The sequence below is a fragment of the Legionella massiliensis genome (assembly GCF_000756815.1).
GTDB lineage: Bacteria > Pseudomonadota > Gammaproteobacteria > Legionellales > Legionellaceae > Tatlockia > Tatlockia massiliensis.
In genome coordinates this window covers 996,240-1,013,087 of record NZ_CCVW01000002.1, presented here as the reverse complement: position 1 = coordinate 1,013,087, position 16,848 = coordinate 996,240, and the positions used below count along the sequence as shown (strand labels likewise).

The following is a 16,848-nucleotide window of genomic DNA, read 5'->3' as shown; positions in this document are numbered from 1 at the left end:
GAGGTAACTCGTGTCTACTCCATTAGAGCTATACAGGAACATCGGCATCGCAGCACACGTTGATGCCGGAAAAACCACCACTACTGAGCGAGTTCTGTTTTACACAGGTGTCTCGCACAAGATTGGTGAAGTTCATGATGGCGCTGCAACCATGGACTGGATGGTTCAGGAGCAGGAGCGTGGTATTACTATCACCTCTGCTGCTACAACTTGTTTCTGGCCTGGAATGGACAAGAGTTTCGCTCTTCACCGCATTAATATTATCGATACCCCTGGGCACGTTGACTTCATGATTGAAGTAGAACGTTCACTTCGTGTGTTGGATGGTGCAATTGTGGTATTCGATTCTGTATCAGGTGTCGAGCCCCAATCTGAAACTGTATGGCGTCAAGCGGATAAATATGGTGTTCCACGTATTGTATTCGTAAACAAAATGGACCGTATGGGAGCTAACTTCCTACGAGTTGTATCTCAGATTAAACAACGTCTAGGTTCCAATCCTGTTGTTGTTCAATTGCCTATTGGGGCAGAAGAAACCTTTAAAGGTGTTATTGACCTAATTAAGATGAAGGCTATTGAATGGGATGAGGAATCTAAGGGAATGTCTTTTACTTATTCAGATATTCCAGAAGATATGCGAGCTCAGTGCGAAGAATATCGAGGGCATATCATAGAGGCTGCAGCAGAAGCTTCTGAAGAGCTAATGGAAAAGTACCTTGAGGGTGAAGAACTCTCTGAAGAAGAGCTTAAAAAGGCATTACGCAAGCGCACAATTAATAATGAAATTGTACCAGTATTTTGTGGCTCTGCATTTAAGAATAAAGGCGTCCAAGCTGTGCTTGATGGTGTTATTGACTATTTGCCATCACCTCTTGATATTCCGGCAATTAAAGGGGTAGACGAAGATGGTGAAGAAATACACCGCCATACCTCTTACGATGAGCCTTTCTCTGCCCTGGCTTTTAAAATTGCTACTGATCCCTTTGTTGGTACACTAACATATTTCAGAGCTTATTCAGGCATTCTGAAGAGTGGAGATACGATTTACAATCCTGTAAAAGGTAAAAAAGAGCGGATTGGTCGACTTTTACAAATGCATGCAAACTCTCGTGAAGAAATTAAAGAAGTACGAGCAGGAGATATTGCTGCGGCTGTTGGACTTAAAACTGTAACAACAGGTGATACACTCTGTGACATTGATCATGTTGTTACTCTTGAGCGAATGGACTTCCCAGATCCAGTTATTGCAGTAGCTGTTGAGCCAAGAACAAAAGCTGATCAGGAAAAAATGTCAACTGCTCTTGGTAAACTGGCTCAAGAAGATCCTTCCTTCCGAGTTCATACAGATGAAGAGTCCGGTCAAACAATTATTGAAGGTATGGGTGAACTGCATCTTGAAATTATTGTTGATCGTATGAAGCGTGAATTTAATGTTGAAGCGAATGTTGGGAAACCTCAGGTAGCTTATCGTGAAACGTTAAAGGCAGTTGTTGAGCAAGAAGGTAAGTTTGTTCGTCAATCAGGTGGACGTGGTCAGTACGGACATGTTTGGCTGAAAATTGAACCTCAGAAGCCAGGTGCTGGTTATGAGTTCGTGAATGCAATTGTTGGTGGGGTTATTCCTAAAGAATACATACCTGCAGTTGATAAAGGTGTACAAGAACAGATGCAAAATGGTGTTATCGCCGGATATCCAGTAGTTGACGTGAAGGTAACTCTGTTTGATGGTTCTTTCCATGAAGTCGATTCTAGCGAAATGGCATTTAAGATTGCTGGTTCTCAGTGCTTCAGACAAGGTGCTTTGAAAGCAAAGCCAGTTTTACTTGAACCTATTATGGATGTCGAGGTTGTTACTCCTGAAGATTACATGGGTGATGTAATGGGAGACCTTAACCGTAGAAGAGGTCTGGTTCAGGGTATGGAAGATTCTCCAGCTGGTAAAATTGTTCGTGCAGAAGTTCCCCTGGCTGAAATGTTTGGCTATGCAACTGATCTTCGCTCTGCAACTCAGGGTCGTGCTACATACACCATGGAGTTTGCTAAATATGCAGAAGCACCTGCAAACATAGCTGAAGCGATTATCAAGAAACAATAAAAGTTAATGAGGTATAGAAATGGCGAAGGAAAAATTTGAGCGTAAGAAGCCGCACGTTAACGTAGGCACAATTGGTCACGTAGATCATGGAAAGACGACGTTGACAGCAGCGATTACGACAATAATGGCAAAGAAATTTGGCGGTACAGCGAAAGCCTATGACCAGATTGACGCAGCGCCAGAAGAGCGTGAGCGTGGAATTACGATATCAACAGCTCACGTAGAGTACGAATCAGCGAATCGCCATTATGCGCACGTTGATTGCCCAGGCCACGCGGACTATGTGAAGAACATGATTACCGGAGCCGCCCAGATGGATGGAGCGATCTTGGTAGTATCAGCAGCTGATGGTCCAATGCCACAAACAAGAGAACACATTCTGTTGTCCCGTCAGGTAGGCGTACCTTATATAGTTGTATTCCTGAACAAAGCTGACATGGTAGACGATGCAGAGCTATTAGAGCTGGTAGAGATGGAAGTTCGTGACCTGCTAAGCAGCTACGAATTCCCAGGCGACGATATTCCAATTATAGTTGGATCAGCGTTGAAAGCCTTAGAAGGCGATGAAAGCGATATCGGCGTTAAAGCGATTGAAAAACTGGTTGAGACAATGGATTCATATATCCCTGAACCAGTAAGAAACATTGACAAGAGCTTCTTGTTACCAATCGAAGACGTATTCTCAATTTCTGGACGTGGAACAGTAGTAACAGGTCGAGTCGAGAGCGGAATCGTAAAAGTTGGTGAAGAAGTAGAGATTGTAGGAATCCGTGATACACAGAAAACGATCTGTACAGGCGTTGAAATGTTCCGTAAGTTGCTCGATGAAGGTCGCGCTGGGGACAACGTTGGTGTGTTATTACGTGGAACCAAGAGAGACGAAGTTGAACGCGGCCAAGTATTAGCTAAGCCAGGTTCAATCAAGCCGCATACAAAGTTCGAAGCAGAAGTGTACGTATTGTCAAAAGATGAAGGTGGTCGACACACACCATTCTTCAACGGATACCGTCCACAGTTCTACTTTAGAACAACAGACGTAACTGGTTCTTGTGATTTACCAGAAGGTGTAGAAATGGTGATGCCAGGTGATAATGTTCAAATGATAGTTAACCTGCATTCACCAATTGCTATGGATGAGGGATTGCGCTTTGCAATTCGAGAAGGTGGCCGCACTGTTGGTGCTGGTGTTGTCGCAAAAATCATTGAGTAATAAAAATGAGCAACAATCAAAATATTAAAATACGTCTGAAGTCTTTTGACCATCGGTTAATTGATTTATCAACTCGCGAGATTGTCGAAACTGCAAAACGTACTGGGGCACAAATTCGTGGCCCAATACCTTTGCCAATTCGAAAAGAGAAGTTCACCGTATTGATATCTCCGCATGTTAACAAAGATGCACGAGATCAATATGAGTTGCGTACCCATAAACGCCTAGTCGTAATTGTGCACCCTACCGAGAAGACAGTAGATGCGCTGATGAAACTTGATTTGGCCGCTGGGGTTGATGTGCAAATTAGCCTTGATGACGAGTAGTCTCTCTAAGGCAAGGGTTATTAACGAGGTGTTACAATGACGATTGGGTTATTAGGCCGAAAAATCGGTATGACACGGGTATTTACGGAAGATGGTATTTCTATACCAGTCTCAGTTGTAGAAGTACTACCTAACAGAGTGTCACAAATTAAAACTATCGATACTGATGGTTATAGTGCTGTTCAATTGACAGGTGGTGAAAAAAAATCTAGCCATGTGAACAAGCCATTAGCTGGTCATTTTGCTAAAGCGCAGATTGATGCTGGTGATATGCTTTGTGAATTCCGTATGGATTCAGTTGAGCAATTTGCGCCAGGACAGCTTATTTCTGTAAACGATATCTTTAATGATGGTCAGCTTGTTGATGTTGCTGCCAATTCAAAAGGTAAAGGATTTGCAGGAACAGTAAAGCGTTACAATTTCCGTACACAGGATGCAACACACGGTAACTCCCGTTCGCACCGTGTTGTTGGTTCAATCGGACAAAACCAGACACCAGGCCGAGTATTCAAAGGTAAGAAAATGGCCGGTCACATGGGTAATGTACGTTGTACTACGCAAAATTTAGAATTGGTTCGAGTTGACAAAGAGCGTAATTTACTTTTAATCAAAGGCGCCATTCCTGGCTGTCCTGGAGCGAGAGTTGAAGTAAGGCCCGCTGTTAAGAAGAAAGTAAGGGGCGAATAATGGAACTTATTACTAAAGATACCAACGCTAAGTTGAGTGTAAGTGAAGAAGTATTTGGCTATAACTATAACGAAGGCTTGATACACCAAGCTGTAGTCGCATTCATGAACAAGGCTCGTAGCGGAAATAGTGCACAAAAGACACGCTCTGAAGTTCGTGGTGGTGGTAAGAAGCCATGGAATCAAAAAGGTACTGGTAGGGCAAGAGCTGGAACTATTCGTAGCCCAATCTGGCGTTCCGGTGGAGTGACCTTCGCATCTAAAAAGCGCGATTATAGCCAGAAGCTTAATAAAAAAATGTACAAACGCGCATTGCGTAGTATAATCTCCGAGCTTCATAGAAGTGGAAATCTAGTTGTTGTGAGCGACTTTCAGTGCCAATCACATAAAACTAAAGATTTTATTGCAAAAATGAATGAGCTTGACTTGCAAAATGCATTGATTGTAATGAATGAAGTTGGTGAGCATGAATACCTTGCTTCACGTAATTTATATCAATATGACATATGTGATGTAAGTTGTTTAGATCCTGTTAGCCTCCTTCGTTTTGAGAAGATTCTCATTACTGAGGAAGCCATTAAGAGTTTAGAGGAGCAGTTACAATGAATGCAGAACGATTATTAATGGTACTGCGCGAGCCACATACCTCTGAAAAAGCGACAGTGATGGCTGATAAATTTAAGCAGTTTACTTTTAAGGTGCTAAAAACAGCGACTAAACAAGAAATTAAACTTGCTGTTGAGCAGATGTTTAATGTTAAAGTCAAAAGTGTGTCTGTAATGAATGTTAAAGGTAAAAGAAAGCGTTTCAAGCAAATGAGTGGAAAGCGCTCTGATTGGAAGAAAGCTTTTGTTTCCCTGCATGAGAATTATGACATCGACTTTACCGTGACTGAATAAGGCAGATTAAGATGGCATTATTAAAATCTAAACCCACTTCACCTGGAAAGCGCGGTGAAGTACGAGTTGTCCATCATCATATTCACAAAGGGCAGCCACATGCAGCTCTTGTTGAAAAGTTAAATAAAACTGGTGGACGGAACAACCAAGGCCGAATTACAGTTCGCCATATAGGTGGTGGAGTTCGTGCAAAATATCGCTTGATCGATTTCAAAAGGAACAAAGATGGAGTCGAAGCAAGAGTAGAGCGAATTGAATATGATCCAAATCGCTCAGCATTAATTGCATTAGTAGTTTACAAAGACGGTGAACGACGGTACATTATTGCACCTTCTGGTTTAGTCGCTGGAAATACTATTGTAAGTGGTGAAGACTCACCAATCAGTGTTGGTAACTGTTTACCCCTGCGGAACATTCCGGTTGGTACAACAATCCATTGTGTGGAACTAAAACCTGGCAAAGGCGCGCAAATGTTGCGTAGTGCTGGTTGCAGTGGACAAATTGTTGCTAAAGAAGGTGTATATGCAACGCTGAAATTACGCTCTGGTGAAATGCGCAAAGTTTTAACTACTTGCAGAGCAGTAATTGGTGAAGTGTCAAACAGTGAACATAGCTTACGTGCCCTTGGTAAAGCAGGTGCTAAGCGTTGGAGAGGTATAAGACCTACAGTGCGTGGTGTCGCGATGAACCCCGTAGACCATCCACATGGTGGTGGTGAGGGCCGTACTTCAGGTGGACGTCATCCTGTAACACCATGGGGTGTGCCAACAAAAGGGTACAAAACGAGAAGTAATAAACGTACAGATCGTTTTATCGTCAGAAGACGTAAGAAGAAATAATTAGCTAAGAGGATATCAAGGTGGCACGTTCTATTAGAAAAGGTCCTTTTATCGATCATCACTTATTAAGTAAAGTTGAAGCGGCGATCGAATCTAAGTCCAAAAAACCGATTAAAACTTGGTCCAGGCGCTCAACTATTGTTCCTGAGATGATTGACCTTACAATTGCTGTTCATAACGGCAAGGATCATGTTCCTGTATATATCACAGATAACATGGTCGGTCACAAACTGGGTGAGTTCGCCATGACTCGTACGTTCAAAGGCCATTCTGGTGACAGAAAAGCCAAAGGTAAGTAAGAGGCGATGATGGAAGTTACAGCAAAATTAAGAAATGCACCTCTGTCTGCTCAAAAAGGCAGGCTGGTTGCGGATATGATACGTAAAATGGACGTTTCTAAAGCAGTTGATGTCCTTAAATATACCCCCAAAAAGGGTGCGCAGTTAATGCTAAAGTTACTTCAGTCTGCTATGGCAAATGCTGAAAATAATAACGGCGCCGACATCGATGAATTAAAAGTGGGTGTGGTTTGTGTTGATGAGGCGGCTACTTTGAAGAGAATTAGCCCTCGTGCAAAGGGTCGTGCAAACCGTATATGCAAGCGTACCTGCCACATCACAATTAAAGTGTCTGACGAGGAATAGCAATGGGACAAAAAGTTAACCCAATAGGTATACGTCTTGGTATAACGCAGGATTGGAATTCAAAGTGGTATGCAAGCAAAAATTATGCTCAGCTTTTGAATCAAGATATCAACTTGCGTAAAGACCTGAAGAAAAAGCTTATGGCAGCAGCAGTAAGCAAAATCCGCATAGAGCGACCTGCAAATAATGCTGTTGTGACAATTCATACAGCAAGACCTGGCGTTATTATCGGGAAAAAAGGTGGCGGTATTGAGGCACTTAGAAGCGAGATTGCCGCTAAACTCGGAGTTCCGGTTCATTTAAATATAGAAGAAGTTCGCAAACCTGAATTGGATTCTACTCTAGTAGCTGAAGGCATTGCCCAACAGTTGGAACAACGTGTTATGTTCCGACGCGCTATGAAGCGTGCTGTTACATCCGCTATGAAAGCCGGTGCAAAGGGAATCAAGATTTGCGTTAGCGGACGTTTAGGCGGTGCTGAGATAGCACGTAGTGAATGGTACCGTGAAGGAAGAGTTCCTCTACATACTTTCCGTGCAGATGTTGATTATGGTACTGCTGAAGCTAAAACAACCTATGGAATCATAGGTGTTAAAGTGTGGATTTTCAAAGGGGAAGTGCTCCCTCAGAAAAACCGAAACGCTGAAAGCGGTAAGTAAGTGAGGAATTAGAATCATGTTACAGCCAAAACGTACGAAATATCGTAAGCAAATGAAGGGCCGGAACCGCGGTCTAGCCCAAAGGGGTTCAACGGTTAGCTTTGGAGAGTTTGGTCTAAAGGCGCTTGAACGAGGCCGCCTAACTGCACGTCAAATTGAAGCAGCTCGTAGAGCGATGACAAGACATATTAAGCGTGGCGGTAAGATTTGGATCCGTGTATTTCCAGATAAGCCAATAACTCAAAAACCGTTAGAAGTAAGACAAGGTAAGGGTAAGGGTAGCGTAGAGTATTGGGTTGCTCAGATCCAGCCAGGTAAAGTGTTATTTGAAATGGAAGGTGTTAGTAAAGAGTTGGCAATGGAAGCATTTGATCTTGCCAAGGCAAAACTACCTTTCAAAGTAATCTTCGAAGAGCGCAAGGTGATGTGATGAAAGATATTAAAGAGTTAAGAAACTTAACACCTGAAGAATTGCAAGCCGAGCTTCTCTCCTTGCGTAAAGAGCAAATGACCCTCCGTATGAAGAAGGCCAGTGGCTCGCTAAATAAGACACATCTCGTTACAGCAGTCAGAAAGACTATTGCACGAGTTAAAACAATCATGTCTGAAAAGGTAGGAACAAGCCATGGTAAATAGTGAAACAAATGGCAGAACTATAGTAGGTAAAGTTGTCAGTGATAAGATGCAAAAGACTATTGTTGTAATGGTTGAACGTACAGTTAAGCATCCTAAATACGGAAAAATTATGAAGCGTAGAACTAAACTTCACGCTCATGATGAAAATCAAGTAGGAAGAATTGGTAATATAGTAAAAATACGTGAGTCTCGACCACTCTCAAAAACGAAAAGTTGGGTATTAGTAGAAGTAATTTCCTGATAATCATGTGTTTTACTTTTAAAACTATGAGAGGGCTGATATAATCAGCAGCCTTTTTCTGGTCGAATTTAGAGCTGGAGAATAGAATGATACAAATGCAGACTGTGCTCGAAGTTGCAGATAACAGCGGGGCACGCAAAGTGATGTGTATCAAGGTGCTTGGTGGGTCACATAGACGCTATGCGCGTGTTGGTGATGTTATTAAAGTAAGCATTAAAGATGCAATACCACGTAGTAAGGTAAAGAAAGGTGCTGTTATGAAGGCTGTTGTGGTTAGGACTAGTCAAGGTGTACGCCGTGATGATGGTTCACTTATACGCTTCGATGGTAACGCTGCCGTACTTTTAAATAACCAAAACGAGCCTATAGGAACACGTATATTCGGCCCTGTGACTCGTGAGCTGAGAGAGCGGTTTATGAAAATTATCTCTCTTGCAGCTGAAGTATTGTAGGAAGGATTAGCTATGAAGCGCATAAAATCAGGTGATACTGTTATCGTCATTGCCGGAAAAAGCAAAGGTCATGTTGGTACGGTAATGCGGGTATTTGGCAACAACGTTATCGTTGAAGGTGCGAATTTAATTAAAAAGCACGTTAAACCAAATCCACAATTAGATCAGCAGGGCGGAATAATTACCCGGGAGGCTGCATTAGATGCTTCTAACGTTGCTATTTATAATCCGGTATCTAAAAAAGCGGATAAAGTAGGATTTAAGTATCTAGAAAAAGACGGTAAAAAGCAAAAAGTAAGGTACTTCAAGTCGAATAATGAAGTAATCGACCTTGTCTAATTAGGTGACGAAATGGCTAGACTTAAAGAGTTTTATAAAAAAGAAGTAGTCGATATGATGATGAAAAAATTCGGCTACAAAAGTGTTATGGAAGTTCCCAAGATCCTTAAGATCACACTAAATATGGGTGTTGGTGAGGCTGTTGGAGATAAAAAGGTCATGAACCACGCTGTTGAAGATATGACTTTAATATCAGGGCAAAAGCCTGTTGTTACAAAAGCCAAAAAATCTCTGGCAGGTTTTAAAATTCGTGAGGGTTGGCCAATTGGCTGCAAAGTAACCTTACGACGTGAACGTATGTATGAGTTTTTGGATAGATTAATTACTATAACACTGCCTCGTGTACGTGACTTTCGTGGATTAAACCCTAAGTCATTTGATGGTACAGGTAACTATAGCATGGGTATACACGAGCAAATCGTTTTTCCTGAAATCGATTTTGATAAGACGGACGGTATTCGTGGTTTAGATATTTGTATAACCACAAGTGCTAAAACAAACGAAGAAGCAAAGGCCTTGTTGGAAGCATTTAACCTGCCTTTGAAAGACAGAGATAAACACTAAGAAGGGTAAATACTGTGGCTAAAAAATCTATGCTCGCCCGCGAAAGTAAGCGTTCAAAGCTCGTCGCAAAATATAGAGCACGAAGAAATGAATTGAAAGTTTTAATTAAGTCATCGCAGGATTTTGATGAAATTATGGAAGCTCAAGCAAAGTTAGCAAAGCTGCCATTGAATTCAAATCCTGTGCGTAACAGTACGCGTTGTCAGCAATGTGGCCGTCCACATGCCGTTTATCGCAAGTTTGGACTTTGCAGGATTTGCCTGAGACAACAGCTAATGACTGGTAATGTCACAGGTGGCCGTAAATCCAGCTGGTAAAATTTATTCAATGGAGAACAACTGTGAGTATGCATGATCCTGTTGCTGACATGTTGACTAGAATTCGTAATGGTCAGCAAGCAAAACATCAGAGTGTTACCCTGAATTCATCTAAATTAAAAGAGGAAATAGCAAGGGTATTAAAAGAAGAAGGTTATATATTAGATTTTAATGTACAGCCGCTTGAGAATAATCTTAAATCAATCACGATACAATTAAAGTATTACCACGGTAGACCGGTAATTGAGCGTATTTTGCGTATCAGCAGACCTGGTTTAAGAGTGTATAAATCTTCTAAAGAGCTACCTTCAATACCTGGATTTGGTGTTGCAATATTGTCTACTTCAAAAGGGGTTATGACACATGTCGCAGCTAGAACAAAAGGTCTTGGCGGTGAAGTTATCTGTGAAGTGGCCTAATACTTGAGAGGAATGAAATGTCTAGAGTAGCAAAAGCCCCCATAGAGTTACCAGCAAACGTTGAATTGACTGTGGGAAAAGATACTTTAACGGTAAAGGGACCAAAAGGGTCATTGGTTCAACACTATAACAAGCATGTAAATGTTAGTAAGAGTGAAGACAAAAAAATTACGTTTAGCCCTGCTTCAAATGATCCAACTGCATGGGCGCATGCCGGAACTGTAAGAGCCTTAGTAAGCAATATGGTCAAAGGCGTTACCAACGGTTTCGACTTAACTCTTGAGCTTGTCGGGGTTGGTTACAGAGCACAAGCAAGTAACAAAACGGTAGCTCTTTCATTGGGTTATTCACATCCAATTGAGTACAAGCTACCTGAAGGTATTACGGTTGAGACACCTAATAATACCACGATAATAATTCGGGGCATTGACAAGCAGCTTCTTGGACAAGTCGCTTCAGAGATACGTGCATTTAGACCACCAGAGCCATATAAAGGTAAAGGCGTAAAATACGCAGGTGAAGTAATTGTTCGTAAAGAAGCCAAAAAGAAATAAGGTGTAAATCATGAATAAAGATAAAGCCCGTATTCGACGAGGTTTAAAAGCAAAGGCCATTCTACGCCATTCAAAAAGGCCAAGACTTGTAGTACACAGAAGTGGTTCACACATATATTCGCAAATCGTTGTTCGTGGCGAGAAAGGTGATATGGTTATTGTATCCGCATCAACTTTAGATAAAGAATTGAAATCTACTCTGTCCGGAACAAAGGTTGAACAAGCCCAACGCGTTGGCAAATTGTTAGGCGAGCGTGCAAAAGCTAAGCAAATTAGTGAAGTTGCATTTGACCGTGCTGGTTATAAATACCATGGTCGTGTCAAAGCTTTGGCTGATAGTGCACGTGAAGCTGGTTTGAATTTTTAAGGAACGGTTATGGCATTTGATGAATCAATGAAAAGTGACGGATACCAAGAAAAATTAGTATCTGTTACGCGTACAGCCAAAGTTGTTAAGGGCGGTCGCGTTTTTGGGTTTGCCGTATTAGTTGTTATTGGTGACGGTAAAGGAAAAGTTGGTTATGGACGTGGTAAAGCACGAGAAGTTCCAATTGCTATCCAGAAAGCGATGGAACAAGCAAGAAAGAACATGACTTATATTCCTTTAGCTGGTACAACAATTCACCACGAAATTACCTGGAGTTATGGTGCTTCTAAAGTGTTTATGAAGCCTGCAAGTGAAGGTACTGGAATTATCGCCGGTGGTGCTATGAGAGCTGTGTTAGAAGTTCTTGGCGTACAAAATATTCTTGCTAAAAGCATTGGATCAACGAATCCAAGTAATATTGTACGAGCTACAATTGCAGCGCTTACTAATATTGGAACTCCTGACTATGTAGCTGCTAAGCGCGGTAAGTCAGTTGAAGAAGTAATGGCGGGCTAATGATGAGCAAAAATCTTAAAATTACACTGGTGAAAAGTACGATTGGACGTAAGCCAAAACATGTTGAAATTGTAAAACAGTTAGGTTTAGGTAAATTAAATTCAAGTGTTATTCATCAGGATATTCCTGCGATACGCGGTTTAATTAACGCAGTATACTATCTGTTACAAGTTGAGGAGAGTGCGTAATGAATTTAAATACACTGTCTCCGGATCCCGGTTCAAGACCAAGTAAAAGACGCCTTGGTAGAGGAATTGGTTCTGGCTTGGGAAAAACAAGCGGTAAAGGACATAAAGGTCAAAAGGCAAGAGCTGGTGGTTACCACAAAATTAATTTTGAGGGTGGTCAGATGCCTATTCAACGCCGATTGCCTAAAATGGGCTTTAAATCTCGCGTTGCGAAAACAATTGATCAAGTTACTCTAGGGGAACTAGCAAATTTACAAGCAGAGATAATCGATATCGATGTACTGAAAGCTTCTGGGTTGATTTGCAAATCAATTCGCGAAGTTAAGGTTATACTCTCTGGTGAAGTTAAAGCTCCGCTTAAGTTGAAAGGATTACGTATTACTAAGGGTGCGCGCTCTGCGATTGAGCAAGCTGGTGGCAGCATTGAAGAGTGACTATGAATAACCAAAGGCTGAACAATAGCCAATCCAAAGGTGGATTGGCAGAACTAAAAGCAAGATTGCTTTTTGTTGTTTTAGGAATTCTGGTATATAGGCTAGGCGCACATATACCCGTTCCTGGATTAGATCCACAAAAATTAGCTAATTTTTTTGGTGAACAACAAAATACAATTTTTGGCTTGTTCAATATGTTTTCTGGTGGCGCATTATCCAGAGTGACTGTCTTTGCTATAGGAATTATGCCCTATATCTCTGCATCGATTATCATCCAACTTTTTTCTGTTGTATCTCCTAAGCTAGAACAACTGAAGAAGGAAGGGGAGTCGGGGCGTAGAAAGATAAATCAGTACACTCGATATCTGACCTTGATTCTTGCAATATTTCAATCGTTGGGGATGGCCAGATGGCTAGCCGGACAACAGATTGCCATGCAGGCAGATATTTTCTTTTATTTCACCGCTGTTGTTACTTTAGTTACTGGAACAATGTTTCTGATGTGGCTTGGGGAGCAGATTACTGAAAAAGGTGTGGGTAATGGTATATCACTCATTATCTTTTCCGGTATTGTTTCAAGCATGCCAAATGCCATCGCATCAGTGTTTCAACAAGTACGAGAAGGTCAGATGCAGGCTCTTACTTTAATACTTGTTGCGGTTATTGTTGTTGTAGTAACAGGCTTTGTTGTATTTATGGAAAGGGCTCAACGCCGAATTAGAGTTAACTATGCTCAACGCACGCATGGTCGTAAGGTATATGCGGCGCAAACTAGCCATTTACCTTTAAAGATCAATATGTCTGGTGTGATTCCTCCAATTTTTGCATCTAGCATAATTCTATTACCTGCTACCCTTGCGCAATTTTTTGCAAGAGGAAAGGGAATGGATTGGCTGGCTGATATTGGATTAGCTTTATCACCCGGGCAGCCCTTATATCTGATAGTTTATGCTGCTGCAATTTTGTTCTTTGCGTTTTTCTATGCTGCTTTGGTATTCAATCCCAAAGATACAGCGGACAATCTGAAAAAATCTGGTGCCTATATCCCAGGGATCCGTCCCGGTGAACAGACTACCAGATATATTGATTCAGTAATGACGCGATTGACATTGATTGGCGCACTCTATTTGGTTTTGGTTTGTTTATTACCACAGATTTTGATGTATACCTGGCATGTGCCTTTTTATTTTGGCGGAACATCACTGTTGATTATTGTGGTTGTGATAATGGATTTTGTTGCACAAGTGCAAGCCCATCTCATGACACAACAGTATGATTCTTTGATGAAAAAAGCCAATTTTAAAGGGACCAAGTTGCCCGGTCTTTTATGATTATTATCGGAGTTATTAATGAAAGTTAGAGCATCAGTAAAACGACTCTGTCGAAACTGCAAAATTATTAAGCGCAATGGAGTTATCCGCGTTATATGTAAAGATGCAAGACATAAACAAAGGCAAGGTTAATTCCTTGCTTGATTTTGGTTCATTATAATAGTATTCTTCTGTCCCTTTCTGGCAGAGCAAAATAACGTTCGGAGAGATTAATGGCTCGTATTGCAGGTGTTAACATACCAGATCACAAACATATAGTGATTGCATTGACGTCGATTTATGGAATTGGCAAAACAACATCAATAAATTTATGTAAAGCGGTTGGAATTGAACCGTCAACTAAAGTATCTCAGTTATCTGAAGAAAAGTTGGAAGCTTTACGTACGGAAATTGCCAAGATGACTGTAGAGGGTGATTTACGTCGAGTTGTAACTATGAATATTAAACGACTCATGGATCTTGGATGCTATAGAGGCCTTAGACACCGTCGCGGTTTGCCCTTACGTGGACAGCGCACTAAAACTAATGCCCGCACACGTAAAGGTCGACGTAAAGGTAGCTCAAACTAATTCATATGTAGGAAAAAAAGATGGCTATAAGTAAGGCAAAGCAACAAAAAGTAAGAAAAAAGGTAAAACGTGTGGTATCCGATGGGATCGTACACGTTCACGCTTCTTTCAATAATACCATTGTAACTTTCACAGATCGTCAAGGTAACGCTTTATGCTGGGCTACTGCTGGTGGTTCAGGTTTCCGCGGATCTAGAAAAAGTACCCCTTATGCGGCTCAAATTGCAACTGAAAGAGCATCTGTTGTAGCTAAAGAGTACGGTATGAAATCTGTGGCAGTATTTGTACATGGCCCTGGACCAGGTCGCGAATCAACTATTCGTGAATTGATATCACAGGATTTTAAGATTGTTGAAATTACTGACGTGACTGGCATACCACATAATGGCTGTAAGCCACCTAAAAAACGTCGTGTATAAGATTCGGGAGTTATTTAATGGCTAGATATCTAGGTCCAAAGTGTAAATTATCACGTAGAGAAGGTACGGATTTATACTTGAAAAGTGGTGTACGTGATCACAAATCAAAATGCAGATCTGAAAAACAACCCGGACAGCATGGCGATAAAAGACCACGTTTGAGTGATTACGGTATTCAATTGCGTGAAAAGCAAAAGATTAGACGTCTGTATGGTGTTTTAGAAAAGCAATTTAGAAATTACTATGCTAAGGCAGCCAGACAAAAAGGTTCTACTGGTGAGAATCTTATGGTATTGCTGGAAAGACGTTTAGATAACGTAGTTTATCGTATGGGATTTGCTAGTACACGTGCTGAAGCAAGACAGTTAGTAGCCCACAAAGCTATTTTAGTGAATGAGCAAGTTGTAAATATTGCTTCTTACCTGGTTAGTCCTGGTGACGTTATTGCAATTCGTCAAAAGGCTAAAGCTCAGGGTCGAGTACAAGCAGCTGTTGCTCTTTCTGAACAACGTGCACCGTGCGATTGGTTGACTGTTGATACAAGTTCATTGAAAGGTACATTTACAAGCGTACCATCACTAAATGACTTATCGTCTTTGTATAACGTTAATTTAGTTGTTGAACTTTACTCTAAGTAAGCTCGGAGATATAGCCGAATGTCTAATCAAATAAATGAAATGCTGACACCGTCTGTACTTAAAGTACATGCTGAGACGCCCAATCACTCTCGAATCGTTCTCGAGCCTTTAGAGCGTGGTTATGGCCATACTTTAGGTAATGCTTTGAGGCGTATATTGCTGTCGTCAATGCCGGGATGTGCTATTACTGAAGTATCTATTGATGGTGTCCTGCATGAGTACAGCACAATTGAAGGTGTCCAAGAGGATGTTGTTGATATTCTCTTAAACCTCAAACAAGTTGCTATAAAGATAACAACTGGGGATGAAGTAATACTGACTTTAAGTAAGGAAGGACCTTGCCAGGTTACTGCAGGTGATATTCAGTTGACACATGGCCAAGAGATAATTAATCCGGAATTGGTTATTGCTACATTAAACGAAAATGGCAAACTGAATATGACACTTAAGGTTGAAAAAGGTGTTGGTTTCCATTCTACAGACTCTTTTGTTCGCTCTTTTGATGACGAGATTGAGCATAAGTCTGTTGGAAAATTAAAAATCGACAATACTTTCTCACCGGTTAAAAAGGTCGCTTATTTTGTTGATAGTGCCCGTGTTGAGAATCGTACTGACTTAGACAAACTGACTATTGATCTACAAACTAATGGGACTCTTGATCCTGAAGAAGCTATCCGTATATCGGCTTCTATTCTTCAGCGTCAACTACATGCCTTTGTTGATATGAAGTTTGAAGAGTCTCGTACTGATAACAAAGAGCGAAATGATTTTGATCCAGTCTTGCTACGACCAGTTGATGATTTAGAGCTTACTGTTCGTTCAGCTAATTGTTTGAAAGCTGAGAATATCTATTACATTGGCGATTTGGTTCAAAAATCTGAAAATGAATTATTAAAGACACCAAATTTAGGTAAGAAATCCCTCACTGAAATTAAAGACGTTCTAGCATCACGCTCTTTATCCTTAGGGATGAAACTTGAAAATTGGCCGCCAGCGAATCTAGGCGAGTAATATTAGGAGTTTTTGTCATGCGTCACCGTAATACTGGCCGTAAATTAAGCCGTACTAGCAGCCATCGAAGAGCGATGTTTTCAAATATGTGTACTTCTTTGATTGAGCATGAGTTGATTAAAACAACTCTGCCTAAAGCTAAAGAATTGCGACGCTATATCGAGCCGCTAATTACAGTTAGCAAATCTGATTCTGTTGCTTCACGTCGTTTTGTTTTTGATAAACTTCGTTCAAAGAGTGCAGTTGGAAAATTATTCACTGTTTTAGGCCCAAGATATGTTGAGCGCCCTGGTGGATATGTGCGTGTTCTGAAGTGTGGTTACCGCACAGGTGATAACGCACCTATGGCTATTATTGAACTGGTTGATAGACCAGTACAAGATGATAGTTCTGCTGATGAATAATTGAATTCAAATGCTGAAAACCCGTCATATTGACGGGTTTTTTTTGTGCAAAAAGTTATAGACTGGTCTAGCTCCCTATGCAGCCGGTCAT

General features: G+C 41.2%; 30 protein-coding genes. All 30 read left to right on the top strand.

Features of this window, described 5'->3' with window-relative positions; genetic code table 11:
- Positions 1 to 10: 10 nt before the first annotated feature.
- The 30 genes from fusA (at position 11) to rplQ (ending at position 16,757) form a co-directional block, all read left to right on the top strand.
- Complete coding sequence (gene fusA, locus BN1094_RS11580; RefSeq protein ID WP_043874524.1) at positions 11 to 2,095, top strand: elongation factor G; 2,085 nt, start codon at positions 11 to 13, stop codon at positions 2,093 to 2,095.
- A 19-nt stretch (positions 2,096 to 2,114) separates the two neighbouring features.
- A complete protein-coding gene (tuf, locus tag BN1094_RS11575) occupies positions 2,115 to 3,305 on the top strand; it encodes an elongation factor Tu (RefSeq protein ID WP_043874523.1) in 1,191 nt (396 codons plus the stop codon).
- Positions 3,306 to 3,310: 5 nt separating this feature from the next.
- Positions 3,311 to 3,631, top strand: a complete 321-nt coding sequence (gene rpsJ, locus BN1094_RS11570) for a 30S ribosomal protein S10 (RefSeq protein WP_043874522.1) — start codon at positions 3,311 to 3,313, stop codon at positions 3,629 to 3,631.
- A gap of 36 nt (positions 3,632 to 3,667) precedes the next feature.
- Positions 3,668 to 4,318: a 50S ribosomal protein L3 gene (gene rplC, locus BN1094_RS11565; protein WP_043874521.1), complete on the top strand. Its 651-nt coding sequence runs from the start codon at positions 3,668 to 3,670 to the stop codon at positions 4,316 to 4,318.
- The gene (rplD, locus tag BN1094_RS11560) at positions 4,318 to 4,923 is read left to right on the top strand and encodes a 50S ribosomal protein L4 (RefSeq protein ID WP_043874520.1); all 606 of its coding nucleotides are present in this window, start codon (positions 4,318 to 4,320) and stop codon (positions 4,921 to 4,923) included. Before rplC ends, rplD begins: the two co-directional genes overlap by 1 nt.
- Entirely contained in the window at positions 4,920 to 5,216 is a 297-nt protein-coding gene (rplW, locus tag BN1094_RS11555) for a 50S ribosomal protein L23 (protein ID WP_043874519.1), read from the top strand. The genes rplD and rplW overlap by 4 nt, the downstream gene beginning before the upstream one ends.
- 11 nt (positions 5,217 to 5,227) lie before the next feature.
- Complete coding sequence (gene rplB / locus BN1094_RS11550; RefSeq protein WP_043874518.1) at positions 5,228 to 6,055, top strand: 50S ribosomal protein L2; 828 nt, start codon at positions 5,228 to 5,230, stop codon at positions 6,053 to 6,055.
- 20 nt (positions 6,056 to 6,075) lie between these two features.
- The gene (gene rpsS / locus BN1094_RS11545; RefSeq protein ID WP_043874517.1) at positions 6,076 to 6,354 is read left to right on the top strand and encodes a 30S ribosomal protein S19; all 279 of its coding nucleotides are present in this window, start codon (positions 6,076 to 6,078) and stop codon (positions 6,352 to 6,354) included.
- Positions 6,355 to 6,363: 9 nt separating this feature from the next.
- Positions 6,364 to 6,699: a 50S ribosomal protein L22 gene (gene rplV / locus BN1094_RS11540; protein WP_043874516.1), complete on the top strand. Its 336-nt coding sequence runs from the start codon at positions 6,364 to 6,366 to the stop codon at positions 6,697 to 6,699.
- Between the two features lie 2 nt (positions 6,700 to 6,701).
- A complete protein-coding gene (gene rpsC / locus BN1094_RS11535; RefSeq protein ID WP_043874515.1) occupies positions 6,702 to 7,358 on the top strand; it encodes a 30S ribosomal protein S3 in 657 nt (218 codons plus the stop codon).
- A gap of 16 nt (positions 7,359 to 7,374) precedes the next feature.
- On the top strand, positions 7,375 to 7,788 hold the full coding sequence (gene rplP / locus BN1094_RS11530; RefSeq protein ID WP_019217916.1) for a 50S ribosomal protein L16: 414 nt from the start codon (positions 7,375 to 7,377) through the stop codon (positions 7,786 to 7,788).
- Positions 7,788 to 7,994, top strand: coding sequence for a 50S ribosomal protein L29 (gene rpmC, locus BN1094_RS11525; protein WP_043874514.1), 207 nt, complete (start codon positions 7,788 to 7,790; stop codon positions 7,992 to 7,994). Before rplP ends, rpmC begins: the two co-directional genes overlap by 1 nt.
- Complete coding sequence (gene rpsQ, locus BN1094_RS11520; protein ID WP_043874513.1) at positions 7,984 to 8,235, top strand: 30S ribosomal protein S17; 252 nt, start codon at positions 7,984 to 7,986, stop codon at positions 8,233 to 8,235. Before rpmC ends, rpsQ begins: the two co-directional genes overlap by 11 nt.
- A gap of 86 nt (positions 8,236 to 8,321) precedes the next feature.
- Complete coding sequence (gene rplN / locus BN1094_RS11515; RefSeq protein WP_043874512.1) at positions 8,322 to 8,687, top strand: 50S ribosomal protein L14; 366 nt, start codon at positions 8,322 to 8,324, stop codon at positions 8,685 to 8,687.
- 12 nt (positions 8,688 to 8,699) lie between these two features.
- Positions 8,700 to 9,026, top strand: a complete 327-nt coding sequence (gene rplX, locus BN1094_RS11510; protein WP_043874511.1) for a 50S ribosomal protein L24 — start codon at positions 8,700 to 8,702, stop codon at positions 9,024 to 9,026.
- A 12-nt stretch (positions 9,027 to 9,038) separates the two neighbouring features.
- On the top strand, positions 9,039 to 9,590 hold the full coding sequence (rplE, locus tag BN1094_RS11505; RefSeq protein ID WP_043874510.1) for a 50S ribosomal protein L5: 552 nt from the start codon (positions 9,039 to 9,041) through the stop codon (positions 9,588 to 9,590).
- A gap of 14 nt (positions 9,591 to 9,604) precedes the next feature.
- Complete coding sequence (gene rpsN, locus BN1094_RS11500) at positions 9,605 to 9,907, top strand: 30S ribosomal protein S14 (RefSeq protein WP_043874509.1); 303 nt, start codon at positions 9,605 to 9,607, stop codon at positions 9,905 to 9,907.
- 29 nt (positions 9,908 to 9,936) lie between these two features.
- Entirely contained in the window at positions 9,937 to 10,326 is a 390-nt protein-coding gene (rpsH, locus tag BN1094_RS11495; protein ID WP_425411914.1) for a 30S ribosomal protein S8, read from the top strand.
- 17 nt (positions 10,327 to 10,343) lie between these two features.
- Positions 10,344 to 10,880, top strand: coding sequence for a 50S ribosomal protein L6 (gene rplF, locus BN1094_RS11490; protein WP_043874507.1), 537 nt, complete (start codon positions 10,344 to 10,346; stop codon positions 10,878 to 10,880).
- 10 nt (positions 10,881 to 10,890) lie between these two features.
- On the top strand, positions 10,891 to 11,247 hold the full coding sequence (gene rplR / locus BN1094_RS11485) for a 50S ribosomal protein L18 (protein ID WP_043874506.1): 357 nt from the start codon (positions 10,891 to 10,893) through the stop codon (positions 11,245 to 11,247).
- A 9-nt stretch (positions 11,248 to 11,256) separates the two neighbouring features.
- Complete coding sequence (gene rpsE / locus BN1094_RS11480; RefSeq protein WP_043874505.1) at positions 11,257 to 11,763, top strand: 30S ribosomal protein S5; 507 nt, start codon at positions 11,257 to 11,259, stop codon at positions 11,761 to 11,763.
- A gap of 2 nt (positions 11,764 to 11,765) precedes the next feature.
- Positions 11,766 to 11,951 carry a 50S ribosomal protein L30 gene (gene rpmD, locus BN1094_RS11475; RefSeq protein WP_043874654.1) on the top strand — a complete coding sequence of 62 codons (186 nt, stop codon included), beginning with the start codon at positions 11,766 to 11,768 and terminating at the stop codon, positions 11,949 to 11,951.
- Positions 11,951 to 12,385, top strand: coding sequence for a 50S ribosomal protein L15 (gene rplO / locus BN1094_RS11470; protein WP_043874504.1), 435 nt, complete (start codon positions 11,951 to 11,953; stop codon positions 12,383 to 12,385). Before rpmD ends, rplO begins: the two co-directional genes overlap by 1 nt.
- 2 nt (positions 12,386 to 12,387) lie before the next feature.
- Positions 12,388 to 13,716 carry a preprotein translocase subunit SecY gene (gene secY, locus BN1094_RS11465; RefSeq protein WP_043874503.1) on the top strand — a complete coding sequence of 443 codons (1,329 nt, stop codon included), beginning with the start codon at positions 12,388 to 12,390 and terminating at the stop codon, positions 13,714 to 13,716.
- 18 nt (positions 13,717 to 13,734) lie between these two features.
- Positions 13,735 to 13,848, top strand: a complete 114-nt coding sequence (gene rpmJ, locus BN1094_RS19340) for a 50S ribosomal protein L36 (RefSeq protein ID WP_081935130.1) — start codon at positions 13,735 to 13,737, stop codon at positions 13,846 to 13,848.
- An 80-nt stretch (positions 13,849 to 13,928) separates the two neighbouring features.
- Positions 13,929 to 14,285 (top strand): 30S ribosomal protein S13, encoded by a 357-nt coding sequence (gene rpsM, locus BN1094_RS11460; protein WP_043874502.1) that lies wholly within the window; start codon positions 13,929 to 13,931, stop codon positions 14,283 to 14,285.
- Between the two features lie 20 nt (positions 14,286 to 14,305).
- Positions 14,306 to 14,704 (top strand): 30S ribosomal protein S11, encoded by a 399-nt coding sequence (gene rpsK / locus BN1094_RS11455; RefSeq protein WP_043874501.1) that lies wholly within the window; start codon positions 14,306 to 14,308, stop codon positions 14,702 to 14,704.
- Between the two features lie 17 nt (positions 14,705 to 14,721).
- The gene (rpsD, locus tag BN1094_RS11450) at positions 14,722 to 15,342 is read left to right on the top strand and encodes a 30S ribosomal protein S4 (protein ID WP_043874500.1); all 621 of its coding nucleotides are present in this window, start codon (positions 14,722 to 14,724) and stop codon (positions 15,340 to 15,342) included.
- A gap of 18 nt (positions 15,343 to 15,360) precedes the next feature.
- On the top strand, positions 15,361 to 16,353 hold the full coding sequence (locus BN1094_RS11445; protein ID WP_043874499.1) for a DNA-directed RNA polymerase subunit alpha: 993 nt from the start codon (positions 15,361 to 15,363) through the stop codon (positions 16,351 to 16,353).
- Between the two features lie 17 nt (positions 16,354 to 16,370).
- A complete protein-coding gene (gene rplQ / locus BN1094_RS11440; protein WP_043874498.1) occupies positions 16,371 to 16,757 on the top strand; it encodes a 50S ribosomal protein L17 in 387 nt (128 codons plus the stop codon).
- Positions 16,758 to 16,848: the final 91 nt, after the last annotated feature.